Source organism: Streptomyces hundungensis (assembly GCF_003627815.1).
Classification (GTDB): Bacteria; Actinomycetota; Actinomycetes; order Streptomycetales; family Streptomycetaceae; genus Streptomyces; species Streptomyces hundungensis_A.
The window spans coordinates 4562453-4584753 of the sequence record NZ_CP032698.1 but is presented as its reverse complement, the minus strand read 5'-3'; the positions used below and the strand labels follow the sequence as shown (position 1 = coordinate 4584753).

Genomic DNA, 22301 nt, shown 5'->3' with positions numbered 1-22301 from the left:
TGGCGGGATCGACGCTATTGCGCGGCCCCCACGATCAGGCCGTCCTCGAATCGGTCGACCCGGACCGTGTCGCCGTCGGTGACCTCGCCCGCCAGGATCTCCTTGGCGAGCCGGTCCCCGATGGCGGTCTGGATCAGGCGGCGCAGCGGGCGCGCGCCGTAGGCGGGGTCGTTGCCCTCCTCGGCGAGCCAGGCCAGCGCCTCGGGGGTGACCTCCAGGGTGAGGCGCCGGTCGGCGAGGCGCTTGGCGAGCCGGCCGATCTGGAGCTCGGCGATGTGGGACAGCTCGTCCTTGGTGAGGGCGGAGAAGACCACCAGGTCGTCGAGCCGGTTGAGGAACTCCGGCTTGAAGGAGGCCCGCACCACGTCCAAGACCTGCCGCTTCTTCTCCTCCTCGCTGGTCGACGGCTCGACCAGGTACTGGCTGCCGAGGTTGGAGGTCAGCACCAGAATGGTGTTGCGGAAGTCGACGGTGCGGCCCTGCCCGTCGGTCAGGCGCCCGTCGTCGAGGACCTGGAGCAGGACGTCGAAGACCTCGGGGTGCGCCTTCTCGACCTCGTCGAGCAGGACCACCGAGTACGGGCGGCGGCGGACGGCCTCGGTGAGCTGGCCGCCCTCCTCGTAGCCGACGTAGCCGGGGGGCGCGCCGACGAGACGGGCCACGCTGTGCTTCTCGCCGTACTCCGACATGTCGATGCGGACCATGGCCCGCTCGTCGTCGAAGAGGAAGTCGGCGAGGGCCTTGGCGAGTTCGGTCTTGCCGACGCCGGTGGGGCCGAGGAAGAGGAACGAGCCGGTGGGGCGGTCGGGGTCGGCGATGCCGGCCCGGGTGCGGCGCACCGCGTCGGAGACGGCGCGCACCGCCTCGGACTGGCCGATCAGGCGCTTGCCGAGCTCGTCCTCCATGCGCAGCAGCTTCTGCGTCTCGCCCTCCAGGAGCCGGCCGGCGGGGATGCCGGTCCAGGCGCCGACCACATCGGCGATGTCGTCGGGGCCGACCTCCTCCTTGACCATGGTGTCCTTGGCGTCCTTGGACTTCTCCTGCTCGGCCTCCTCCTCGGCGGCCTCCTCCAACTCCCTTTCCAGGCCCGGGATTTCGCCGTACAGGAGCTTGGAGGCGGTGTCGAAGTCGCCGTCGCGCTGGGCGCGTTCGGCCTGGCCGCGCAGGTCGTCGAGCTTCTCCTTCAGCTCACCGACCCGGTTGAGGCCCTGCTTCTCCTTCTCCCAGCGGGCGGTGAGGCCGCGCAGCTCCTCCTCCTTGTCGGCGAGGTCCTTGCGGAGCTTGTCCAGGCGCTGGATCGAGCCGACGTCGGTCTCGTTCTTCAGCGCCAGCTCCTCCATCCTCAACCGGTCGACGGCGCGCTGGAGTTCGTCGATCTCGACGGGCGAGGAGTCGATCTCCATACGGAGCCGGGAGGCCGCCTCGTCGACGAGGTCGATGGCCTTGTCCGGCAGGAAGCGCGAGGTGATGTACCGGTCGGAGAGGGTGGCGGCGGCGACCAGCGCGCCGTCCGCGATCTGCACCTTGTGGTGGGCCTCGTAGCGCCCCTTGAGCCCGCGCAGGATGGCGATGGTGTCCTCGACGGACGGCTCGGCGACCAGCACCTGCTGGAAGCGGCGCTCCAGGGCCGGGTCCTTCTCGATGCGCTCGCGGTACTCGTCGAGGGTGGTGGCGCCGACCATGCGCAGCTCGCCGCGGGCCAGCATGGGCTTGAGCATGTTGCCCGCGTCCATCGCCGAGTCGCCGCCGGCGCCCGCGCCGACGACGGTGTGGAGTTCGTCGATGAAGGTGATGATCTGGCCGTCGCTCTCCTTGATCTCGGAGAGGACGGTCTTGAGGCGCTCCTCGAACTCGCCGCGGTACTTGGCGCCCGCGACCATCGCGCCCAGGTCGAGCGAGACGAGGCGCTTGTTCTTGAGCGACTCCGGTACGTCGCCCTTCACGATGCGCTGGGCGAGGCCCTCGACGACGGCGGTCTTGCCGACGCCGGGCTCGCCGATGAGCACCGGGTTGTTCTTGGTGCGGCGCGACAGGACCTGGACGACCCGGCGGATCTCCTGGTCCCGGCCGATGACCGGGTCGAGCTTGCCCTCGCGGGCGGCGGCCGTGAAGTCCGTACCGAACTTCTCCAGCGCCTTGTACTGACCCTCCGGGTCGGGTGTGGTCACCCGGCGCCCTCCCCTGCTCGTCTCGAACGCGTCCAGGAGCTTCTTCGCGGTGGCCCCCTGCCCGGAGAGGATCTCACCGGCCTGCCCGCCCTTGGCGGCCAGGGCGATCAGGAGGTGCTCGGTGGACAGGTACTCGTCGCCCAGCTCCTTGGCGCGCTGCGCGGCGTCGGCGATGACGGCGAGCAGTTCGCGGTTGGGCTGCGGCGGGGCGACGGTGGAGCCGGCCACGCTGGGCAGCGCGGCCAGGATCCGCTCGGCGCCGGAGCGCACCGCGGCCTGGTCGGCGTCGACCGCGGCCAGCAGATCGACGACGTTCTCGTTGTCCTGGCCCTCCAGGAGGGCGAGCAGCAGATGCGCGGGGGTCAGATCCGGGTGGCCCCCGGCGACGGCCCGGCTGCTCGCGGCGTTGATCGCGTCCCGGCTCTTGTTGGTCAGCTCGGCATCCACGTGCGTTCGCTCCTCCTCGTCGTACGTCTGGGCGTGGCGGCGGTACCTATGACCCTTCCAACGTACACAAAGTTGAGCCCATTCCGCTCAAGGCAAGGAAAAGGAAAAGCTGCCGCTAGGTTTCTGGCCATGGCCCACGACGTACACGCGCCCGACGGCGCCTATCTCAGCTTCTGGCGCGAGCGCCACATCTGCACCTTGACGACGCAGCGGCCCGACGGCTCGCCGCATGTGGTGCCGGTGGGGGCGACCTACGACCCCGAGGCGGGGCTCGCCCGGATCATCACCGGCCGGTTCAGCCGCAAGGTCGCCCACGTCCTGGCGGCGGTCGAGGCCGACCCGCGGGGGGCTCGGGTCGCGCTCTGCCAGCTGGAGGGCAGGCGCTGGGCGACGCTGGAGGGCCGCGCGTTCGTGCGCACGGAGCCCGAGCTGATCGCGGACGCGGAGCAGCGGTACGCGGAGCGCTACCAGCGGACCCCGCGGGAGAACCCGGACCGGGTCCTGATCGAGGTCAGGCTGACCCGGGCGATGGGCAACGTCTGAAACGCCGCCCGGAACGGTCCGGGCAGCACAGCGGCGCCACCGTGTTCAGGTCCACGATGGCGCCGCTGTGTGGGGGAAGTGCCTGCGCGATGTACAACGACGGGGGATCGCGTCAGGCACTGCGGGGGGTGGCGGTGGATGAATCGGGTTGAGCCTCCGACTCGAAAAGCTGGTGGTCGCGTTGGTCGAGATTCACGAAGACCATGCCGTACCGGACGACGCAGCGGATGGGCTGCGGCGCCCCGCGCGGTCGGCGCAGGCAGCGGTAGGCACGGACGTCCTCGTCGTCCTCACGGGCGATCAGGATCGGCTCGCCGAGCAGGGTGACCATCAACGAATCGCCACGGTGCGGAACCGCGGTGGCGAGGTCGATGAAATGCCACCCCGAGCGGTAGGCCGTGGCCATTTCGCGACGGAAGGTGCGGTCATCGGGCGGGAAGCTCATGCGACAGCACCCGCAGGAGTCGACTCCCAGGTGACGTCCGCGCCGGCGGCCAAGGTCTTCGGTGCGATCTCCCAGGTGACATCCGTCGTGCCCGTCGGTGCGGAACTCGCGGGGTGGGTCTCCCAAGTGACGTCCCCAGGCGCCGAGAGAGCGCAGAGAGCAGCCGCCACAACGGCTGTCGTGCTTAGTGCTCGAACCATCCTGCTCATGGCCGATCTCCACCTCTTTTGATCATTACCTCCCCCCGCGGATACGACGATGGCCCACTCCGGCCACTTGCACCAGCGCAGCCAGGCATCATGTTCCTGTAATTCAAAAGGATGAGGGGGGTGCAACTAGGTTGACACAGGGACATATAGGACACGATCACGGCCCGGTTGATCTGTGCGAGACAGGAACGGCTCTGTACGCCCTTGCCCTGCGTACCGGCGGGATCGCCCGCTCAGAGGCGGACGCCGCCCCGTGTCTGGTCGACCTCACCCTGCTGCGCCCCGACCCAGACGACGCCCAACTGCTGCGCCCGGTTCCGCCCACCGTGGTGCTCAACCTGCTGACCCAGCCGCTGGAACGCGAGATCCAGGAGCGCAGAAACCGCTCGGTCGCCCTCGCCCACACCTTCGAGCCATTCATGTCGATCGCGACGCCGGCCCTGACCGGCACCCACGCGATCACGGTCCTCGAAGGCCTGGAACTGATCAACGCGACCCTCGACCGCGTCATCAACGAATGCACCGAGGAACTGCTCGTCATCCAGCCCGGCAGCGGCCGCAGGCCCGAGAGCTTCGAGGCGGGGCTGCGGCGCATCGAGCCCCTGCTCGCGCGCGGCGTCGAGATGCGCACCCTCTACCAGCACACCGCCCGCCACCACTCGGCCACCATCGGCTATGTGGAACGGATCGCTCCGTTCGGGCTCGAGGTGCGCACCCTGGAAGAGATCATCGACCGGCTCATCATCATGGACCGCAAGGTCGCCTTCATCCCGGCCCGCAGCGACCGCCAAGTCGCCCTGGAATTGCGCCACGAGGGGCTCGTGCAGTACCTGGTCGGCGTCTTCGACCAGTTCTGGCAGCACGCCGTCCCCTGGGACGACGAGGTGCCCTACCGCCAGGAGACGTCCGGCATCACCGGCGTCCAGCGCTCCATCGCCAAGCTCCTGGTGGAGGGGCACGTGGACGAGGCCATCGCCCGCAGGCTCGGCATGAACGTCCGCACCTGCCGCGCCCACATCGCCAAGCTCGCGGCCGCGCTCGGCAGCGGCAGCCGGGCCCAACTCGGCTTCCTCATCGCCCAGTCCGGCATCCTGGACCAGGACGCCTGAGCCCGTCACCGCGGGTACGGGCGCGGACGCGGACACCCGGCTCCACCGGTGAGAAGACCGTCGTGGACGCCGCACACGAGCGAAGCCACGGCCGCGGCATCCACCTCGCCGCCTCCCGGCCCCGCTTCCCGTCGAGTCGAGCTGTTCATACTGCTCACCACGATGCATCGGGAGCCGCTCGGCCACCACCATCATGTTGCTGCACTGCATCAACCGGAGGCGCGTCAAAGGACGACATGTCCGAACAACGCGCGGGGGCGCGGGTCACCGAGGGTGGGCGTCGAGGCCCGACTGGGCGATGCGCACGCCGAGTTGGGTGCGGCTGCCGCTGCCGAGCGCCGCGGCGAGCCGGCTGATGTGGTGGCGGCAGGTGCGCACGCTGATGCCGAGGCGCTGCGCGATCACCGCGTCCTGATGGCCCTCGGCGAGCAGCGCCGCGATGACCCGCTCGCGATGGGTGACGCCCTCCATGTCGGTGGCCACCGGCATCGTCTCGGCCAGCGGCACCGCGAGCCGCCACAGCCGCTCGAAGACGGTGGCGAGGAAGTCGACGAGCGCCGGGTGGCGCAGCTCCAGGGCGCTGGTGTCGTCCGCGGCGGCCGGGATGATCGCCACCGTACGGTCGAAGAGCAGCAGGCGGTCGGTGACCTCGTCCAGGGTGCGCACCTCCACCGCCCGGCCCTCCAGCTCGCGCAAGTAGTCCGCGAGACCGGGCCCGTAGCGCGCGACATGGGTGTAGAGCGTGCGGATGCGCACCCCGCGGTCGAGCATGTCCAGGGCCCGGGGCAGCGCCTGGGAGAGGATGCGCTCGGGCCGGATGCCGCGGGGCTGGATGGTGAGCGACTCGGTGGCGCAGCCGGCTATCGCGTCGTCGATGGCGGCGTTGATGCGCGGGATGCCGTCGAGGACCCGGATGGCCTCGCCGCCCGACGGCGCCGGCCCGCCCAGCGCCGCGAAGCGCTCGAACGCCGCCACCACCGCGCCCGTGCGGGTCTGGCTCGCCGCGATGTCCTCGTGGATGCCGCGCAGCAGCCGCGCCATCACCGTCTGCGGGGAGGTCGGCAGGAGCCAGTCGGGGGCGGCCGGATCGGGGTGCAGCAGCCCCAGATCGATCAGACAGCCGGCCTCCCGCGCGGCCTCGCGGGGGATGCGCCCGGCCCGCAGGGCCTCCGCGTACGCCTGTTCCGCGGGCGCGCACAGCCGGTCCGCGCCGTGCGGATGCGGCACCTGCTCCGCCATGCTCTCCCCCGCCTCCCTGCGACCGAGCCCGATGACCTTATCCCCCGTACGGCGCCGGTTCACCGCGATCACCCCACGCGAGAGGCCCGCCGCCCCCAACGGGACGGCGGGCCTCTCGGCGGCGTAAGGCGACAAGCGCCGACCGGCTTACTCCTGGGGCCTCTTGGGGCGCCACACGACCAGCGCACCGGCCTGCTGGACGTCCTGGTACGGGACCAGGTCGCGCCGGTAGGAGGCGTGCACCTGGGCCTCGCGCTGCTGCATGGCGAGCGCCGCGCCCTCGACCGCGGAGGACAGCTCGGCGACCCTCGCCTGGAGGGCGGCGACCTGGTTCTCCAGCTCGATGATGCGCTTGATGCCCGCCAGGTTGATGCCCTCGTCCTGCGACAACTGCTGGACCGCTCGCAGCAGTTCGATGTCGCGGGCCGAGTAGCGACGGCCGCGCCCGGCCGTGCGGTCGGGAGAGACCAGGCCGAGACGGTCGTACTGGCGCAGGGTCTGCGGGTGCAGACCCGAGAGCTGGGCCGCGACCGAGATGACGTACACCGGCGTCTCGTCGGTCAACTCATAGGCCCTGTTGCCGAACGGAGGCTGTCGACGCTGGCGCGGGTCCATCTCATGCTCCCTTCGCGGCCTGGAACAGTTCAGCCCGCGGGTCCTGGCCCGCGGTCGCCTCGCGGTAGGTCTCCAAGGCCTCGCGGGCCTTGTCGTCCAGCTCCTTGGGCACGGCCACCTCGACGGTGACGAGCAGGTCGCCCCGGGTGCCGTCCTTGCGGACCGCTCCCTTGCCGCGGGCCCGCATGGTGCGGCCGTTGGGGGTTCCCGCCGGCAGCTTCAGGGTGACCGGCGGGCCGCCGAGCGTGGGCACCTTGACCTCGGCGCCCAGGGCTGCCTCGGTGAAGGAGACCGGCACCGTGACGGTGAGGTTGTCGTCCTTGCGGCCGAACACCGGGTGGGTGTCGACGTGCACGACGACGTACAAGTCGCCCGCGGGGCCGCCCCGTTCACCCGGCGCGCCCTTGCCGCGAAGGCGGATGCGCTGGTTGTTGCTGACCCCGGCCGGGATGCGGACCTGCATGGTGCGCGAGGAACGGGCCCGCCCGCTGCCCTTGCAGACGTCGCACGGGTTCTCGGCGATCAGGCCGCGGCCCTTGCAGTCCACGCACGGGTCGGTCAGCGAGAAGCCGCCGCCCGAGCCGCGCGAGACCTGGCCGGTGCCGACACAGGTCGGGCACACCCGGGGGGTGCCGTTCTTGTCGCCGGTGCCCGAACAGGCCTTGCAGGGGGCCTGGCTGGAGAGCCGGATCGGGACCGTGGCCCCGTCGACCGCCTCGGTGAAGCTGAGCGTCACCTCGGACTCCAGGTCCTGGCCCCGGCGCGGCTGGGTGCGCGTTCCGGCTCCCGCGCCGCCCCGGTTGAACAGACCGCCGAACACGTCGCCGAGCCCGCCGCCGAAGCCGCCGGCACCGGCGCCGCCCCCGCCGGGCTGCTGCCCGCCGAACAGGTCACCGAGGTCGAAGTTGAAGCTGCCCGCGCCCGCCCCGGGCCCGGCCCGGAAGCCGCCGTTGCCGAACAGGGCGCGCGCCTCGTCGTACTCCTTGCGCTTCTTGGGGTCGCCGAGGATGTCGTTGGCCTCGGAGATCTCCTTGAAGCGCTCCTCCGCCTTGGTGTCGCCCTTGTTGGCGTCGGGGTGGTTCTCGCGCGCGAGCTTGCGGTACGCCTTCTTGATCTCGGCGTCGGTGGCGTCCTTGGGGACGCCGAGAACCTTGTAGTAGTCCTTCTCGACGAAGTCCTTCGTGTTCATCGACGTCCCTCCTTCCGAACGATCACTTCGTCCATGACCGCCGCGTCAGCCCTTGTCGGGGCCACCGCTCTCCTCGTCGTCCGACTTCTCCTCCTTGGCGGCCGCACCCGGCTGGGGCTCGGCCACCGCGACCCGCGCGGGGCGGATCGTACGCTCACCGATCCGGTATCCCGGTTGCAGGATCGCCACACAGGTCGTCTCGGTGACGTCCGGCGCGTAGCTGTGCATCAGGGCCTCGTGGACCGTCGGGTCGAAGGGCTCGCCCTCCTTGCCGAACTGCTGGAGGCCCATCTTCGCGGCGACCGTCTCCAGGGATTCGGCCACCGACTTGAAGCCACCGGTCAGCTCGCCGTGTTCGCGGGCCCGGCCGATGTCGTCGAGCGTGGGCAGCAGCTCGGTCAGGAGGCCGGCGACGGCGATCTCCTTGACCGTGACGCGGTCCCGCTCCACGCGGCGGCGGTAGTTCTGGTACTCGGCCTGGAGGCGCTGGAGGTCCGCGGTGCGCTCGGTGAGCGCCGTCTGGGCCTGGTCCAGCTGGGCCTGAAGGGCGATGTCCTTGGCTGCGTCCCCGGCCGGGGCCGCCTTCCCCTCCTCGGAGGAGTCGGCGGCCTTCGGCTCGGCGTCTTCCGATGCGCCGGAGGGGACGTCGGGCTTCTCCTCGAAGCCCGGGGTCTCCTCCGTCATCAGGCGGCGCCACCCTTCGGCTTCTCGTCGTCGACGATCTCCGCGTCGACCACGTCGTCGTCACCGGCGGGGTGGGCCTGCTCGGCACCCTCGGCGCCGGCCGCGCCCTGCGCCGCCTGGGCGTCGGCGTACATGGCCTGGCCCAGCTTCTGCGAGACGGCGGCGACCTTCTCGGTGGCGGTGCGGATCTCGGCGGTGTCCTCGCCCTTGAGCTTCTCCTTCAGCTCGGCGACGGCGGCCTCGACCTCGGTCTTGACCTCGCCCGGGACCTTCTCCTCGTTGTCCTTGAGGAACTTCTCGGTCTGGTAGACGAGCTGCTCGCCCTGGTTGCGGCTCTCGGCGGCCTCGCGGCGGCGGTGGTCCTCCTCCGCGTACTGCTCGGCCTCCTCACGCATCCGGTTGACCTCGTCCTTCGGCAGCGAGGAGCCGCCGGTGACGGTCATCTTCTGCTCCTTGCCCGTGCCGAGGTCCTTCGCGGTCACGTGCATGATGCCGTTGGCGTCGATGTCGAAGGCGACCTCGATCTGCGGGACACCGCGCGGGGCCGGCGGCAGACCGGTCAGCTCGAACATCCCGAGCTTCTTGTTGTACGCCGCGATCTCGCGCTCGCCCTGGTAGACCTGGATCTGGACGGACGGCTGGTTGTCCTCGGCCGTCGTGAAGATCTCGGACCGCTTGGTCGGGATCGTGGTGTTGCGCTCGATGAGCTTGGTCATGATCCCTCCCTTGGTCTCGATGCCGAGGGAGAGCGGGGTGACGTCGAGGAGCAGGACGTCCTTGACCTCGCCCTTGAGGACACCGGCCTGGAGGGCCGCGCCGATGGCGACGACCTCGTCCGGGTTGACGCCCTTGTTGGCCTCGTTGCCGCCGGTCAGCTCCTTGACGAGCTCGGCGACGGCCGGCATGCGGGTGGAGCCACCGACGAGAACGACGTGGTCGATCTCGGACAGGTTGATGCCCGCGTCCTTGATGACGTTGTGGAACGGCGTCTTGCAGCGCTCCAGGAGGTCACTGGTGAGCTGCTGGAACTGGGCGCGCGTGAGCTTCTCGTCCAGGTGCAGCGGGCCCTCGGCGGACGCCGTGATGTAGGGCAGGTTGATCGAGGTCTCGGTGGACGAGGACAGCTCGATCTTGGCCTTCTCGGCGGCCTCGCGCAGGCGCTGGAGCGCCATCTTGTCCTTGGACAGGTCCACGCCGTGACCGGACTGGAACTGCTTCACCAGGTAGTCGACGACGCGCTGGTCCCAGTCGTCACCACCGAGGTGGTTGTCGCCGTTGGTGGCCTTCACCTCGACGACGCCGTCGCCGATCTCCAGGAGGGACACGTCGAAGGTGCCGCCACCGAGGTCGAAGACGAGGATCGTCTGGTCGTCCTTGTCGAGGCCGTAGGCGAGGGCCGCGGCCGTCGGCTCGTTGACGATGCGCAGGACGTTGAGGCCCGCGATCTCGCCGGCCTCCTTGGTGGCCTGGCGCTCGGAGTCGTTGAAGTACGCCGGCACGGTGATGACCGCGTCGGTGACCTTCTCGCCGAGGTAGGCCTCCGCGTCGCGCTTCAGCTTCTGAAGGATGAAGGCGCTCATCTGCTGCGGGTTGAAGCTCTTGCCGTCGAGCTCGATCTTCCAGTCGGTGCCCATGTGGCGCTTGACCGACCGGATGGTCCTGTCGACGTTGGTGACCGCCTGGCGCTTGGCGACCTCGCCGACCAGCACCTCGCCGTTCTTCGCGAAGGCGACGACGGACGGCGTGGTCCTGGCGCCCTCTGCGTTGGTGATGACGGTGGGCTCGCCGCCTTCAAGAACGCTGACGACGGAGTTAGTCGTGCCCAGGTCGATGCCGACCGCACGTGCCATTTCGGTGCCTCCAGATGACTACTTGAGTGGATCTGGCTCAAGGATGCATGACGGCTCGCATCGCGTCAACAGAGCTGAGTCCGACCGACTCAAGTTTTATCCTGCGCTTATCCGCAATGGATTGCGTTTCCGCAGGTCAGGAAAGCTCCTACAGCACCGCCGCCGCCTGCGCGGGGACGTGCTCGCCGACCGCTGGACCGTCCTCGCGCAACAGCACCAGGCCGCACCGGAGCATCCGGCCGTCGCGCGGATCGGTGAACCCCGGCTCCAGCGACATCAGCGTCAGACCGAGCCCGTCGCGGGTCAGCGCGAGCAGCTCGTCGAAGAGCGTGCCGCCCTCGTAGAGCGGCACCAGCGGCGCCCGGAGCGCCACCCCGCAGATCTCGTCCGCGAACTGCCCTGCCCCGCCCAGGACTTGGGCCTCGCACCCCGGCACGTCGAGGTTGACGAAGACCCGCTCGCCGGGCGCGGTGACCTGCTCCCACACCTCGTCCAGGCGCCGCACGGGCACCAAGACGTCGCCGGTGTACGCGGTGCGGGGGGCCGCGGCGCGGTGGCGGGGCAGCATCGGCAGCAGGGAGCTGGCGGGGCCGCAGTCGCCGGAGATGTTGAGGGTGGCGGTGCCGCTCCGGTCGCCGAGGGCGTACGGCAGCACGCTCCAGGTGTCGTCGAGGGCGGCGCGGTGGCGCAGTTCGGCGCGGGGTTCACGCAGCGGCTCGAAGGAGACGATGCGGCCGCGGTAGCCGGCCTCGCGCAGGTCGGCGCCGAAGTCGCCCCGGTGCGCGCCGATGTCGAGGACCAGGTCGATCTCGTACCGGCCGAGCAGCCGCACCAGTTCACGGCCGCCGGGACGGTGGCGTACGACGTCGACGCCGAGGCGGCGCACCAGGCGGCGGAGCCCGCGCAGAAGGTTCTCCATCACGTGCCTACAGCTCCTTGCTGTGAGCGTCGTCAGCGCCGTCGGCGCTGTCAGGGGGATCGAGGGGGTCATCCGCGGCCCCTGGCGAGGTCGACGGGGGCGGAGGCGGCGGCGGTGCTGCGGGGGGTGCGAGGGGTGCGGGCCCGGGGGGCGCGGCGGCGCGAGGCGGGCCCGTACACCGGGACCTTCAGCAGCAGCACCACCCCGACGGGCACGGCGAGGGCCAGGGGCAGCGCCGCGACCGGGCCGAGGCGCCCGTCGTGGATCTGGAGCCCGACGACCGTGGCGGCCAGCGACGCGACGCCGAGCACCACGGCCGAACCCTGGGTGGTCAGGCCCACCTTCCGCAGCCGGTGCGCGATGTGGTCGCCCCCGCCGCGCAGCAGCGGACGGCCGGCGCGGCCCCGGGAGACCAGGACGAGCACGGTGTCGGTGAGGACGACGAGCGTCAGCGCGAACAGTTCGGCCACCGTCTGCTCCCCTGGCGCCCGGGTGTGCACGGTCACCGCGGACGCGGCGAGCAGGAAACCGGTGAACAGGGAGCCGCAGTCGCCGAGGTGGATGCGCGCCGGATACCAGTTGTGGAGCAGGAAACCGGTGAGGGCCGCGGCCAGCACGCTCAGGAGCAGCCCGTGTCCCGGGCGCCCCTCGGCGATCGCGCACACCGCGAGGCCGAGCGCGGTGACGGCGGCGACCGCGCCCATCGCGCCGTCGGAGTTGTCCAGGAGCTGGAAGGCGTTGGTGACGACCACGATCCACACCACCGCGAGCGCGCCCGCACCCGGCGCGAGCCCGGCCAGCGCGACCACCACGGTGGCGGCGGCGGCCTGCGCGACCAGGCGGACCCGTACGCCCAGCGGGCGCAGGTCGCCGACGAGGCCGAGCAGCGCGACCGCCCCGGCCGCGGCGAGCAGCGGCGCCACCCCCGCGCCGAGCGCGGCGACGCCGAGCAGCGGCCCCGCGCAGGCCACGCCGAGGGTGGCGACGGCGACGGCGATGCCGCCCAGGTGCGGGGTGGTGTCGCCGCCCCCGCGGCCGAACCTCAGCATCAGGGCGCGGACGAGGGCCGCGAGCACGGCGGACAGGACGAGGGCGGCCGTCGCGGCCGCGAGCCCGTGCAGCATGTCGGCGCCCCCTCAGCCGAGGTGTTGGCCGGCCGGCGAGGCGGCGGGCGCTCGAAGGCCGGGCAGGACGACCGGGGCCTCGCCGCGCGCCCGGGCGATGGCCGCGTCGAGGAGGTCGTCGAGCCCGCGCAGGGGCCGCCAGCCGGTCAGTTCGCGCAGCCGCGTCGCGTCCAGGGGCCGGGGCGCGCTCTGGGCGAACGCGCGGTGCGGGACGCGGTCGACGACGTACGGGAAGTGGCGGACCGGGGAGGCGCTGCCGCTGCGGGCCACCGTGCGCTCGGCGAGGGCGAGGACGGCGATCTCCTGGTCGCCCACGATGTCGAACTCGCCGCCCGCCGCGCCCGGGTGGACGAGCAGGGCGAGCAGCGCCTCGATGGCGTCGGCGACGTCGAGGAAGCGGTAGGAGCGGTCGCCGTCGCCGTGCACGGCGAGCGGTTCGCCCGCGACCGCGCGGCGCACGAGCCGGGTCAGCACGGTGGCGTGCACGGGCGACTGGCGCGGCCCGACGGTGTCGCCGTGCCGCACCACGGTGGCGCCCGCCGCCGCCTCGCCGCAGGCGTCCGCGGCGGCGATCAGCAGCCTCCTGCCGTGGCGCAGGGCGGCGGCTGCGACGGTGCCGGTGACGGGGGCGAAATGGGCCACGGTGTCGCAGCGCGCGGTGAGTTCGTCGACCATGCGCTCGTCCAGGACCGAGCCGCGCACGAAGCGCAGCCGGGGGTCGGACCAGGCGGCGGCGAGGTTGGCGCGGGCGCCGGTGGACAGGTCGTCGAGCACGATCACGGTGTGGCCCTGGCCGAGCAGCGCATCGGCGAGGTGCGAGCCGATGAATCCGGCACCACCGGTGACGAGGTACGTGGCGGGAGCTGGCATGGGGACGCCCATTCGGTTCGATCGTCGTGGACGACAACAAGTTAGTTTGTTATGTCCCTATATGTGGTGAATAACACGATGGATATCCCGTCGCCCCTCAGGGCACGCTGAGCGACACAGATCACCGCCTGCGCGGCTACAGTGCGGCGTGAGAAGTGGGTACGCTCAGGTGGACTGGATAAGTTACTGCTTAGTAATCCGTTCGAGCCCGTCCCCCGTACCCCACCTCGCAGGCCCGAGGAGCCCCCTCATGCAACTCGCCGCGATCATCGTGTCGCTGGTCCTAATCGCGGTCGGCGTAGCGCTGTTCGGCCGTGCCATCGTGCAGATCTACCGCTTCGTGCGACTCGGCCAGAACGTGCCGGCCGGTACCCGCACGGACGAGCCCGCGCAGCGCACGATCACGGTGGTCAAGGAGTTCCTCGGCCACACCCGCATGAACAAGTGGGGCATCGTCGGCTTCGCGCACTGGTTCGTGGCCGTGGGCTTCTTCTCGCTGCTCCTGACCATCGTCAACGCCATCGGCCAGCTCTTCCAGGCCGACTGGATCCTGCCGATCATCGGCGAGTGGCCGCCGTACAACATGTTCGTCGAGTTCCTCGGGACGATGACGACGCTCGGCATCCTGACGCTCATCGTCATCCGGCAGCTGAACCGGCCGGGCCGCCCGGGCCGCAAGTCCCGCTTCGCGGGCTCGAACACGGGCCAGGCGTACTTCGTCGAGGCCGTCATCCTCATCGTCGGCATCTGCATCTTCACGCTGCACGCCCTCGAAGGCGCCCAGCACCACGTCGACGGCTACGAGGCCTCGTTCTTCGTCTCGTACCCGGTCGTCTCGTGGTTCCGCGGCATGGACCTGTCCACGCTCCAGAACCTGACCTACTTCTTCGCCGGCCTGAAGATCGCGACGTCCTTCATCTGGATGATCACCGTCGCCCTGAAGACCGACATGGGCGTGGCCTGGCACCGCTTCCTGGCCTTCCCGAACATCTTCTTCAAGCGCGAGGCGCAGGGCGGCGTCGCGCTCGGCGCGCTCCAGCCGATGGCCTCCAACGGCGAGCTCGTCGACTTCGAGGACCCGGGCGAGGACGACGTCTACGGCGTCTCGCAGATCGAGCACTTCTCCTGGAAGGGCATCCTCGACTTCTCCACCTGCACCGAGTGCGGGCGTTGCCAGTCGCAGTGCCCCGCCTGGAACACGGGCAAGCCGCTCTCGCCCAAGCTCCTCATCATGTCCCTGCGCGACCACGCGCACGCGAAGGCCCCGTACCTGCTCGCGGGCGGCGGCAAGGACATGGAGGGGAACGAGAAGGCGACCGAGGAGCAGCTGAAGGACGTTCCCGCCGCCGCCCTCGCGGAGGCCGAGCGCCCCCTGATCGGCACCCTCGAAGAGAACGGTGTCATCGACCCCGACGTCCTGTGGTCCTGCACCACGTGCGGCGCCTGCGTCGAGCAGTGCCCGGTCGACATCGAGCACATCGACCACATCGTCGACATGCGCCGCTACCAGGTGATGATCGAGTCCGCGTTCCCGTCCGAGGCGGGCACGATGCTCAAGAACCTGGAGAAGAAGGGCAACCCCTGGGGGCTCGCCAAGAAGCAGCGCGTGGAGTGGACCAAGGAGGTCGACTTCGAGGTCCCGATCGTCGGCAAGGACATCGAGGACCTCACCGAGGTCGACTACCTGTACTGGGTCGGCTGCGCGGGCGCCCTGGAGGACCGGGCCAAGAAGACCACCAAGGCCTTCGCGGAGCTCCTGCACATGGCGGGCGTCAAGTTCGCGATCATGGGCGGCGACGAGAAGTGCACCGGTGACTCGGCCCGCCGCCTCGGCAACGAGCCGCTGTTCCAGCAGCTCGGCCAGGAGAACGTCGCCATGCTGAACATGGCGTACGGCGAGGACGAGGACGATCCGGAGACGAAGAAGCCGAAGTCGTCGAAGAAGATCGTCGCGACCTGCCCGCACTGCTTCAACACGATCGCGAACGAGTACCCGCAGCTGGGCGGCGAGTTCGAGGTCATCCACCACACGCAGCTGCTCCAGCACCTCATCGACGAGGGCAAGCTGGTCCCGGTCACCCCGGTGGACGGTCTGATCACCTACCACGACCCGTGCTACCTGGGCCGCCACAACAAGGTCTACACGCCCCCGCGCGAGATCATGTCGGCCGTCCCGGGCCTGCGCCAGCAGGAGATGCACCGCCACAAGGAGCGCGGCTTCTGCTGCGGCGCCGGTGGTGCGCGGATGTGGATGGAGGAGCGGATCGGCAAGCGCATCAACAACGAGCGCGTGGACGAGGCCCTCTCCCTCAACCCGGACATCGTCTCGACGGCCTGCCCGTTCTGCCTCGTCATGCTGACGGACTCCGTCAACGGCAAGAAGGCCGCATCCGAAAGTGGCTCCGCCACGGGCGTCAAGCCCAAGGAGAACCTCCAGGTCGTGGACGTGGCCCAGCTGCTCCTCGACTCGGTGAAGACCCCGGCGGACCCGGCCGGCGACGCGGAGGCCGTGGACGCACCGGAGCCGGAGCCGGTGAAGTAACACCGCCGTGCCCGCGTACGTGCCCGTACGCGCCCGTACGCACAGGCAAGCGGCCGGTTCTGCCCGAGGGGCGGAGCCGGCCGCTTCGCGTCGCCCCCTGGGGGATGCCCCCTGGGGGATGTCACAGCTCAGCCGCAAAGGCGCCCGGTTCCGGCCGCCCCCGGTTGGCACCCCGGCGGAACAGGTACGTTCGATTCGTGGCTGGATTCAGGATGGGACGCGGCGGCCGGGACAACAACCGCCCCCCGCGGCAACCGCAACAGCAAGGGCAGCAGCAGGCGCCGGCACAGCAGTGGCCGGGCGATCGGCAGCAGCCGCAGTACGGGCATGGGCAGGGGCAGGCACAGCAGCGACCGCAGGGCTACGGGCAGGGACAGCCGCCGCAGTACGGTGACGGCGGGCCGCACTACCGGCAGCCCTACCCGCGGCAGGACGAGCCGGAGTACTTCGGCGACCCGTACTACCAGGGGCAGGGCGGCCCGCAGGGTTACGCCCCCGCCGAGGACCCGTACGCGAACAACCCGGGCCACACCCAGGCGTTCAGCGTCGGCGAGGACCCGTACGGCGACGGCGCGACCTACCGCGCGGGCGCGGCACCGGCCCCGAGCGGCCCCCGGCTGCCCTGGAAGGAGCTCGTGTCCGGCGTCGTGATGCGGCCGGGCCCGACGTTCTGGCAGATGCGGGACTACCCCGTGTGGGGCCCGGCGCTGATCATCACGTTCCTCTACGGAATGCTCGCGATCTTCGGCTTCGACAAGGCCCGCGAGGACGTCATCAGCACCACCCTGGCGACGGCGGTCCCGGTGGTCCTCGTCACCGGCGTGGTCTTCGTGATCGGCGGCCTGATCCTGGGCGCGGTGACGCACACGATGGCCCGCCAGCTCGGCGGCGACGGCGCGTGGCAGCCGACGGTGGGCCTCTCCATGCTGATCATGGCCCTGACGGACGCCCCGCGCCTGCTCCTGGCCCTGTTCCTGGGCGGCGACAACGGCGTGGTGCAGGTGCTCGGCTGGGTGACCTGGCTGGCGGCCGGCGCGCTGTTCACGTCGATGGTGAGCAAGTCCCACGACCTGCCCTGGCCGAAGGCGCTGGGCGCCTCAGCGATCCAACTGGTCGCGCTGCTCTCGCTGATCAAGCTGGGCACGATCTAGCCGTACGCGGCGGACGAGGACCTAGCCGTACGCGGCAGGCGAGCAGAAGGCCCCGCCGGGTTCCCCCGGGCGGGGCCTTCGCGTTGCCGTGGGTGCTGCTCAGGCGTCGAGCACCTGGCCCTCACGCCGTACGACGGGAGGCTCGACGGACCAGGGGAAGTTGATCCAGTCGTCGGTGCGCTTCCACACGTACTCGCACTTCACGAGGGAGTGGGACTTCTCGTAGATGACGGCGCTGCGGACCTCGGCGACATGGGCGACGCAGAAGTCGTACACCAGCTTCAGCGTCTTGCCGGTGTCGGCGACGTCGTCGGTGATCAGCACCTTCTTGCCGGAGAAGTCGATCGCGTTGGGCACGGGGGCCAGCATGACCGGCATCTCCAACGTGGTGCCGACGCCGGTGTAGAACTCCACGTTCACCAGGTGGATGTTCTTGCAGTCGAGGGCGTAGGCGAGGCCGCCGGCCACGAAGACGCCGCCGCGCGCGATGGAGACCACGATGTCGGGCTCGTAGCCGTCGTCGGCGATGGTCTGCGCGAGCTCGCGGATGGCCCCGCCGAACTTCTCGTAGGTGAGGTTCTCGCGCACGTCGTTCTGGTCGTTCATGCTCACACCTGGGTCCGATGGAAATTGAGGAAGGACCGCGAGGCGGTGGGTCCGCGCTGGCCCTGGTAGCGCGAGCCGTACCGCTGGGAGCCGTAGGGCTCCTCGGCGGACGACGTCAGCCGGAACAGACAGAGCTGCCCGATCTTCATCCCCGGCCACAGCTTGATCGGCAGCGTGGCGACGTTGGACAGCTCGAGGGTCACGTGCCCGGAGAACCCGGGGTCGATGAACCCGGCGGTGGAGTGCGTGACGAGCCCGAGGCGCCCGAGCGAACTCTTGCCCTCCAGGCGGCTGGCGAGGTCGTCGGGGAGGGTGATGACCTCGTACGTCGAGGCGAGCACGAACTCACCGGGGTGCAGGATGAACGCCTCGTCCCCCTCCGGCTCGACGAGCCGGGTGAGGTCCGCCTGCTCGACGGCGGGGTCGATGTGCGGGTAGCGGTGGTTCTCGAACACCCGGAAGAAGCGGTCGAGGCGCACGTCGATGCTCGACGGCTGCACCATGGATTCGTCGTAGGGATCGATGCGTACCCGCCCGGCATCGATCTCGGCCCGGATGTCCTTGTCTGAGAGAAGCACGCCCCGAGGATACGCAAGGCGCACGGCCCCGCCCCAATCGGACGACTCCGCGCGCCTGCGGCCTACTCCTCGCCTCTGCCCCTGCTCGCCTCTACCGCTGCTCGCCCGGCACCGGCACGGCATGACGCAACCGCGCGCATCGCGGGCACCGGATCAGCCGGCCGGGCCCGATCCGGCCGGAGCCGAGCTGCTGCATCGGAAACGAATCCGTGGCGAAGACATGCCCTTCGGCGCAGCGGACGACGGTGCGCTCCAACGAGTCCATCAAGTCGCTCAAGTCCCTTCCCCAACAAGCGTGAACGGAGAAAACACCACATTAGGGGATGAACAGGACGACGGCACACGCGGCACTCCGACCCCGCGGGCGCCCACCACGGTACGCCCCAACTCCCGGCACCCGCACGGGGATCCACCCCCGACACAACGCGACGGCCCCCGGCTTGATCCGCCGGGGGCCGAGCATGGGGTACAGTGAGCAACGATCGCTTCCCCGTGGGGAAATGATCATGCGAGTGTAGTTTAATGGTAGAACATAAGCTTCCCAAGCTTAGAGCGCGGGTTCGATTCCCGTCACTCGCTCCATTACTAAGGCCCAGGTCAACGACCGGGGCCTTGTTTGTTGTCCAGACCAATTCGGGCGCGGGTTCGGGCTTGAGCGTCGATGGCGGCGAAGGCCGCCGAGCATGTGACGTCCGAGGCCAGGCAGTAGAGCTTTGTCCGCACCCAGGCAGATGCGCCTCCCGCCGCCAGTGAAGACTTGATTCGCATGGCCAGTTCTACGGCGTGGTTCTCGACCTGCTGGGCACCGCCGAGTGCTTGGTCATCCGCGACGATCTCGGCGTACTCGGCACGGAAGCGGTTCACGTCGCTCTGGCCGAGGCGAGGGCGCGCGGCGCCCGTTGTGAGTGCGACGGCTGTTCCGGTGGCGGCGGCGAAAAGAGTACGACGGTACATCGGGTCCTCCGGTGGTGCTTGTGCTGCGCTCTTGGACCGGGGAACGAAGCCCAGGTCGATAGCTGAACGACCGAGTACCTTCTCGACGCACACCCGCTGCTTGGCCTGCGGCCATTGAGTCTTGCCGTCCAGCCACCTCCGGATGTCTCGGTCAGTGACGTGGCCTTCTCGCCCCGTCAGGGCCCCGATCTCCGTGTTGATGCGTCGGGCTAACTCCACCTGCTTTATCTGGCAGGCATCCATAGCCGCAGCGAGCTTGCGGTTCACTCCCACAGCCGCAAGGTAGCGGCGCGGCCATCAAGCGCGACACCCCGAAGGTAAAAATCACCGGGGTCACCCCGTCGGCATCTGAAGAAATCACCTGTCGTGGGCGAAGCGGCGGCGGTGCACTGGTCTCTCGCCACCACCGCCGCAGCGAAGAGGCGCCACCCCCGGTGCTCGCTGCATGGAGGAGAGCGGCCGGCCTCCCCCCTTCAAGGCCAGCCGCTCCACCCCGGAGGGAAGCCCCGTGACCATGACAGCCGCCCGACCAACTGGGACAGGTGCCCCCGGCTACACCGAGACCTGGCCGTGCGAGCCGGAGTCCGCCCGCCGTGCCCGCTTACTCGTCTCTGCCGCCCTCAATGCATGGGGAGCGGACGAGCTGGTCGACGCTGGGCTGTACATCGTCTCCGAACTCGTCGCCAACGCCATCAATCACACCGCTTGCCGCTGGGTTCGCGTCAGCGTTCATCGGCCGGGCAGCGGCGTGGTCCGGATCGGCGTCGCCGACAAGTCCCGTGTCACGCCGGAGCTGGGACGCCCCGACGCCGGCCAGGAGAGCGGGCGTGGGCTCCTTGTGGTGGACGCGATGAGCTGGCGTTGGGGCTACGACCGAGAGCCGTGGGGAAAGGTCGTATGGGCGGAGCTTCGCGATGGGGAGCGAGCCTGATGGCCAGACACGCGAAGCGAAGGATGACCTTCTCCATCGTTCCTCGGAGTTCGGGGTGGCGCGGGCCAGCCGAGAACCGCGAGCGCGGATCAGCCTGGACACAGCCCCTCCCCGAACGGGGGTTTGCCGTTTCCGAGGGGGTCGCGCCGGAGACGGACCTCCTCAAACGGTTCCTCGACGCGATGCGGCGCCAGCAAGCCGCGGAATGCGGCGACGTCCCTGTCCGCATCACCGTCGAGGCCATCCAGCAGACGGCGGACTACGTGCTGAGCAGCCATCTGGACCAGGCGCAGGACGGTGAGCTCGATGCCACGCTTCTCACCCTTCAGGGGCACCTCGCCGCTCTCGCCGAGGTGGCGGAGACGCAGTTGGACGTGGGGCGAGTCGTAGTCCGCGAGATGGTCACCCGCGCGCGGGCCTTAGCCGACGACGTGCGCCGGCCGTCGCGGACAAACGCCAGGTATGCGGCCCAGACGGCGCGGGATCTCCTCTCCCTGTTGACCCGGGAGGGCTGGGACACCTCCGCGGAATCGAAGGAACCAGCCGGTGCCTAATAAGACGGCCGTCACCCCCACCGTGAGACCATTCGTCGTTGCGTACGACGACGAGTTGCCCGCCCCGCTGTCCGACCTGACGGTCGACTTCGCGCCGTGGCCACGGCTCGCCTACAAGGTCATGCAGGCCGACGACCGCGACCGTGGCGGCGTGCTCTGGGCCCGCACCGACCGGCCACCGCTCAAGGACAGGTCACCCCAGGCCAACCCGATCTACAGCTCGATGGACCCTGAGCGCCAGCGCGAAGCCATGTTCGACCTGCTCTGTCAGGTCTGCTCCATGCCCGCGAGTCGGACCGAAGAGGGCTGGCTGTTCCTGGACTGGCGTACATCGCAGGACCCACCGTCGTGGCCCGAGGGCTCGCTGACCAACATGCCCCCGCTGTGCGTGCAGTGCGCGCACGTGGCGGTCGAGCAGTGCCCGTTCGCCCGCAAGTTCGTACCGCTGCGTGTGGGTCAGCCGCGCCTTTGGGGCGTGTCGGGCGTTCAGTACCGGCCCATTGCAACCGGCGTGTTGGCCTCTCAGCTCATCCGTGAACTGTGCAAGGTCACTGTGGTCGAGCTGCCTGAGCCCTCTCCCCGCCAGTACCCACCCGCACCCACAGAAAGAGGGGCAGTCAGTCATGCCTGAGTTCTGGAACCCGCGCCGCATCTACACCTACCTGGCCATGAAGAGGCGCTTCGAGCGCTACGACGCCTTCGACGCCATGGCCGAGGACATGGGCGGCGCAGACATGCCGGCCGAGGGAACTTACTTGTCCATCTCCCCCTTCGGGTTCCGCGCCGAGGCCCAGGGCAAGACCGGGTTCGCCGCCCTGAAGGCGATGCGCGAGCAGTGCCCCGTGGTCGTCCACGTCCTCTACACGTACCTGGCCGTCATGGGTGTGCTCGTAGCGCTGACCCTCGCCTCTTTCCCCCCGAGGTAGCGAGCCGATGAGGAGGACTCTCCGCCGAAGGCCGGTGCTCTCGAACGAGGAGCGCAACGTGCAGCGGATTCTGCATCCGCCCGGAACGACTCTCCAGGACCGATTCTGGCTCGTGTGCTGGTGGTTCGAGGAGTGGTGGTACAGGCACGTCGCACATCGTGAGCTGTATCGGCGCCTGGACAGGCTGCGCGACGTGGTTGCGGCGACACGCTCGCCGGAGTGGGGCTCGCCGAAGTACGCCGAGCGCTCACTCCAGCGTCTAAGGGCCAGCCTCGCCGAGGATTCCAACGGGCGGCAGCAGAGCGGAGCAGCTTCTACGCGCGGCCTCCTCCCGGAGCCCCGCGATCGGAACTGCTCTCAAGGACTTCCACCCCCGGCAGAGGCTTCCTAGGGCGCCGGCACTCATCACGCTCGGTAGCCCATCCGGTGGCGGTGCCCAGCCCCGTTTCGACGGGCGGATGGGCGTCCCGACCCAACGGGGCCGGGAACGACGAGAGAAAGGGGAAGGCGCGATGCCCGCTATCGCGGAGACCGAGGCCGACCAGGCCGAGGTCGTCGAAAGCGACACCGAGGTTGCTACCGAGGACGGCGAGGGCGACCCCGACGCGGCCGAGCCGCTCGCCGCGTACGCCGTGCTCATGGCCTGAC

General features: G+C 70.0%; 23 protein-coding genes and 1 tRNA gene. 10 read left to right on the top strand and 14 right to left on the bottom strand.

Going from position 1 to position 22301, the window contains the following annotated elements; all coding sequences use genetic code 11:
* Positions 1 to 14: 14 nt before the first annotated feature.
* On the bottom strand, positions 15 to 2615 hold the full coding sequence (gene clpB / locus DWB77_RS20445; protein WP_120722623.1) for an ATP-dependent chaperone ClpB: 2601 nt from the start codon (positions 2613 to 2615) through the stop codon (positions 15 to 17).
* Positions 2616 to 2744: 129 nt separating this feature from the next.
* On the opposite strand from clpB, the gene DWB77_RS37910 reads away from it, so the two are divergent.
* Positions 2745 to 3158: a pyridoxamine 5'-phosphate oxidase family protein gene (locus DWB77_RS37910; protein ID WP_162952579.1), complete on the top strand. Its 414-nt coding sequence runs from the start codon at positions 2745 to 2747 to the stop codon at positions 3156 to 3158.
* A gap of 112 nt (positions 3159 to 3270) precedes the next feature.
* Here the strand turns inward: DWB77_RS37910 and DWB77_RS20435 are convergent, their stop codons facing one another.
* Entirely contained in the window at positions 3271 to 3603 is a 333-nt protein-coding gene (locus DWB77_RS20435) for a (2Fe-2S)-binding protein (RefSeq protein WP_120722622.1), read from the bottom strand.
* Positions 3604 to 3943: 340 nt separating this feature from the next.
* On the opposite strand from DWB77_RS20435, the gene DWB77_RS20425 reads away from it, so the two are divergent.
* On the top strand, positions 3944 to 4921 hold the full coding sequence (locus tag DWB77_RS20425; RefSeq protein WP_246033582.1) for a helix-turn-helix transcriptional regulator: 978 nt from the start codon (positions 3944 to 3946) through the stop codon (positions 4919 to 4921).
* Between the two features lie 264 nt (positions 4922 to 5185).
* On the opposite strand, the gene DWB77_RS20420 is transcribed toward DWB77_RS20425, so the two are convergent.
* The 8 genes from DWB77_RS20420 to DWB77_RS20385 form a co-directional block, all read right to left on the bottom strand.
* Positions 5186 to 6160: a LuxR C-terminal-related transcriptional regulator gene (locus tag DWB77_RS20420; protein WP_120722620.1), complete on the bottom strand. Its 975-nt coding sequence runs from the start codon at positions 6158 to 6160 to the stop codon at positions 5186 to 5188.
* 147 nt (positions 6161 to 6307) lie between these two features.
* Complete coding sequence (locus tag DWB77_RS20415; protein WP_120722619.1) at positions 6308 to 6775, bottom strand: heat shock protein transcriptional repressor HspR; 468 nt, start codon at positions 6773 to 6775, stop codon at positions 6308 to 6310.
* Position 6776: 1 nt separating this feature from the next.
* Positions 6777 to 7964: a molecular chaperone DnaJ gene (gene dnaJ, locus DWB77_RS20410; protein WP_120722618.1), complete on the bottom strand. Its 1188-nt coding sequence runs from the start codon at positions 7962 to 7964 to the stop codon at positions 6777 to 6779.
* Between the two features lie 45 nt (positions 7965 to 8009).
* A complete protein-coding gene (gene grpE, locus DWB77_RS20405) occupies positions 8010 to 8648 on the bottom strand; it encodes a nucleotide exchange factor GrpE (RefSeq protein ID WP_120722617.1) in 639 nt (212 codons plus the stop codon).
* Positions 8648 to 10498, bottom strand: a complete 1851-nt coding sequence (dnaK, locus tag DWB77_RS20400) for a molecular chaperone DnaK (protein WP_120722616.1) — start codon at positions 10496 to 10498, stop codon at positions 8648 to 8650. The genes grpE and dnaK overlap by 1 nt, the downstream gene beginning before the upstream one ends.
* Positions 10499 to 10646: 148 nt before the next feature.
* Positions 10647 to 11417 (bottom strand): FkbM family methyltransferase, encoded by a 771-nt coding sequence (locus DWB77_RS20395; protein WP_246033890.1) that lies wholly within the window; start codon positions 11415 to 11417, stop codon positions 10647 to 10649.
* A 68-nt stretch (positions 11418 to 11485) separates the two neighbouring features.
* Positions 11486 to 12541 (bottom strand): MraY family glycosyltransferase, encoded by a 1056-nt coding sequence (locus DWB77_RS20390; RefSeq protein ID WP_120722614.1) that lies wholly within the window; start codon positions 12539 to 12541, stop codon positions 11486 to 11488.
* 12 nt (positions 12542 to 12553) lie between these two features.
* Positions 12554 to 13411 (bottom strand): NAD-dependent epimerase/dehydratase family protein, encoded by an 858-nt coding sequence (locus tag DWB77_RS20385; RefSeq protein ID WP_246033581.1) that lies wholly within the window; start codon positions 13409 to 13411, stop codon positions 12554 to 12556.
* Between the two features lie 250 nt (positions 13412 to 13661).
* Between DWB77_RS20385 and DWB77_RS20380 the strand changes: the two genes are divergently transcribed.
* Together DWB77_RS20380 and DWB77_RS20375 are read left to right on the top strand one after the other, a co-directional pair.
* Positions 13662 to 15953: a (Fe-S)-binding protein gene (locus tag DWB77_RS20380; RefSeq protein ID WP_120722612.1), complete on the top strand. Its 2292-nt coding sequence runs from the start codon at positions 13662 to 13664 to the stop codon at positions 15951 to 15953.
* Positions 15954 to 16150: 197 nt separating this feature from the next.
* Positions 16151 to 17104 carry a Yip1 family protein gene (locus DWB77_RS20375; protein ID WP_120722611.1) on the top strand — a complete coding sequence of 318 codons (954 nt, stop codon included), beginning with the start codon at positions 16151 to 16153 and terminating at the stop codon, positions 17102 to 17104.
* 99 nt (positions 17105 to 17203) lie between these two features.
* On the opposite strand, the gene DWB77_RS20370 is transcribed toward DWB77_RS20375, so the two are convergent.
* The 3 genes from DWB77_RS20370 to DWB77_RS20360 all read right to left on the bottom strand — a co-directional run bounded on the left by DWB77_RS20370 (position 17204) and on the right by DWB77_RS20360 (position 18565).
* A complete protein-coding gene (locus tag DWB77_RS20370) occupies positions 17204 to 17710 on the bottom strand; it encodes a phosphoribosyltransferase (protein WP_174248590.1) in 507 nt (168 codons plus the stop codon).
* 2 nt (positions 17711 to 17712) lie between these two features.
* Positions 17713 to 18288 (bottom strand): dCTP deaminase, encoded by a 576-nt coding sequence (dcd, locus tag DWB77_RS20365; RefSeq protein WP_120722610.1) that lies wholly within the window; start codon positions 18286 to 18288, stop codon positions 17713 to 17715.
* Positions 18289 to 18379: 91 nt separating this feature from the next.
* Positions 18380 to 18565 carry a hypothetical protein gene (locus tag DWB77_RS20360; RefSeq protein WP_120722609.1) on the bottom strand — a complete coding sequence of 62 codons (186 nt, stop codon included), beginning with the start codon at positions 18563 to 18565 and terminating at the stop codon, positions 18380 to 18382.
* A 231-nt stretch (positions 18566 to 18796) separates the two neighbouring features.
* Between DWB77_RS20360 and DWB77_RS20355 the strand changes: the two genes are divergently transcribed.
* Positions 18797 to 18870: transfer RNA gene (locus tag DWB77_RS20355), tRNA-Gly, on the top strand.
* A 15-nt stretch (positions 18871 to 18885) separates the two neighbouring features.
* On the opposite strand, the gene DWB77_RS37905 is transcribed toward DWB77_RS20355, so the two are convergent.
* Positions 18886 to 19515: a hypothetical protein gene (locus DWB77_RS37905; protein WP_162952577.1), complete on the bottom strand. Its 630-nt coding sequence runs from the start codon at positions 19513 to 19515 to the stop codon at positions 18886 to 18888.
* Positions 19516 to 19756: 241 nt separating this feature from the next.
* On the opposite strand from DWB77_RS37905, the gene DWB77_RS20350 reads away from it, so the two are divergent.
* The 5 genes from DWB77_RS20350 to DWB77_RS39305 all read left to right on the top strand — a co-directional run bounded on the left by DWB77_RS20350 (position 19757) and on the right by DWB77_RS39305 (position 22300).
* The gene (locus DWB77_RS20350) at positions 19757 to 20173 is read left to right on the top strand and encodes an ATP-binding protein (protein ID WP_120728014.1); all 417 of its coding nucleotides are present in this window, start codon (positions 19757 to 19759) and stop codon (positions 20171 to 20173) included.
* 23 nt (positions 20174 to 20196) lie between these two features.
* Positions 20197 to 20727 carry a DUF6415 family natural product biosynthesis protein gene (locus DWB77_RS20345; protein WP_162952576.1) on the top strand — a complete coding sequence of 177 codons (531 nt, stop codon included), beginning with the start codon at positions 20197 to 20199 and terminating at the stop codon, positions 20725 to 20727.
* A gap of 22 nt (positions 20728 to 20749) precedes the next feature.
* Positions 20750 to 21358: a hypothetical protein gene (locus DWB77_RS20340; RefSeq protein ID WP_162952575.1), complete on the top strand. Its 609-nt coding sequence runs from the start codon at positions 20750 to 20752 to the stop codon at positions 21356 to 21358.
* On the top strand, positions 21351 to 21653 hold the full coding sequence (locus DWB77_RS20335; RefSeq protein ID WP_120722606.1) for a hypothetical protein: 303 nt from the start codon (positions 21351 to 21353) through the stop codon (positions 21651 to 21653). The genes DWB77_RS20340 and DWB77_RS20335 overlap by 8 nt, the downstream gene beginning before the upstream one ends.
* A 512-nt stretch (positions 21654 to 22165) precedes the next feature.
* On the top strand, positions 22166 to 22300 hold the full coding sequence (locus tag DWB77_RS39305) for a hypothetical protein (protein ID WP_281280012.1): 135 nt from the start codon (positions 22166 to 22168) through the stop codon (positions 22298 to 22300).
* Position 22301: the final 1 nt, after the last annotated feature.

Coding starts and splice junctions, on each gene's coding strand:
- DWB77_RS20395 (WP_246033890.1), bottom strand. CDS start 11,417: ATGGAGAACCTTCTGCGCGGGCTCCGCCGCCTGGTGCGCCGCCTCGGC.
- DWB77_RS20350 (WP_120728014.1), top strand. CDS start 19,757: ATGACAGCCGCCCGACCAACTGGGACAGGTGCCCCCGGCTACACCGAG.
- DWB77_RS37910 (WP_162952579.1), top strand. CDS start 2,745: ATGGCCCACGACGTACACGCGCCCGACGGCGCCTATCTCAGCTTCTGG.
- DWB77_RS20420 (WP_120722620.1), bottom strand. CDS start 6,160: ATGGCGGAGCAGGTGCCGCATCCGCACGGCGCGGACCGGCTGTGCGCG.
- dnaK (WP_120722616.1), bottom strand. CDS start 10,498: ATGGCACGTGCGGTCGGCATCGACCTGGGCACGACTAACTCCGTCGTC.
- DWB77_RS20435 (WP_120722622.1), bottom strand. CDS start 3,603: ATGAGCTTCCCGCCCGATGACCGCACCTTCCGTCGCGAAATGGCCACG.
- DWB77_RS20415 (WP_120722619.1), bottom strand. CDS start 6,775: ATGGACCCGCGCCAGCGTCGACAGCCTCCGTTCGGCAACAGGGCCTAT.
- DWB77_RS20390 (WP_120722614.1), bottom strand. CDS start 12,541: ATGCTGCACGGGCTCGCGGCCGCGACGGCCGCCCTCGTCCTGTCCGCC.
- DWB77_RS20335 (WP_120722606.1), top strand. CDS start 21,351: ATGCCTGAGTTCTGGAACCCGCGCCGCATCTACACCTACCTGGCCATG.
- DWB77_RS20345 (WP_162952576.1), top strand. CDS start 20,197: ATGACCTTCTCCATCGTTCCTCGGAGTTCGGGGTGGCGCGGGCCAGCC.
- DWB77_RS20380 (WP_120722612.1), top strand. CDS start 13,662: ATGCAACTCGCCGCGATCATCGTGTCGCTGGTCCTAATCGCGGTCGGC.
- DWB77_RS39305 (WP_281280012.1), top strand. CDS start 22,166: ATGCCCGCTATCGCGGAGACCGAGGCCGACCAGGCCGAGGTCGTCGAA.
- grpE (WP_120722617.1), bottom strand. CDS start 8,648: ATGACGGAGGAGACCCCGGGCTTCGAGGAGAAGCCCGACGTCCCCTCC.
- DWB77_RS20385 (WP_246033581.1), bottom strand. CDS start 13,411: ATGCCAGCTCCCGCCACGTACCTCGTCACCGGTGGTGCCGGATTCATC.
- dnaJ (WP_120722618.1), bottom strand. CDS start 7,964: ATGAACACGAAGGACTTCGTCGAGAAGGACTACTACAAGGTTCTCGGC.
- DWB77_RS20370 (WP_174248590.1), bottom strand. CDS start 17,710: ATGAACGACCAGAACGACGTGCGCGAGAACCTCACCTACGAGAAGTTC.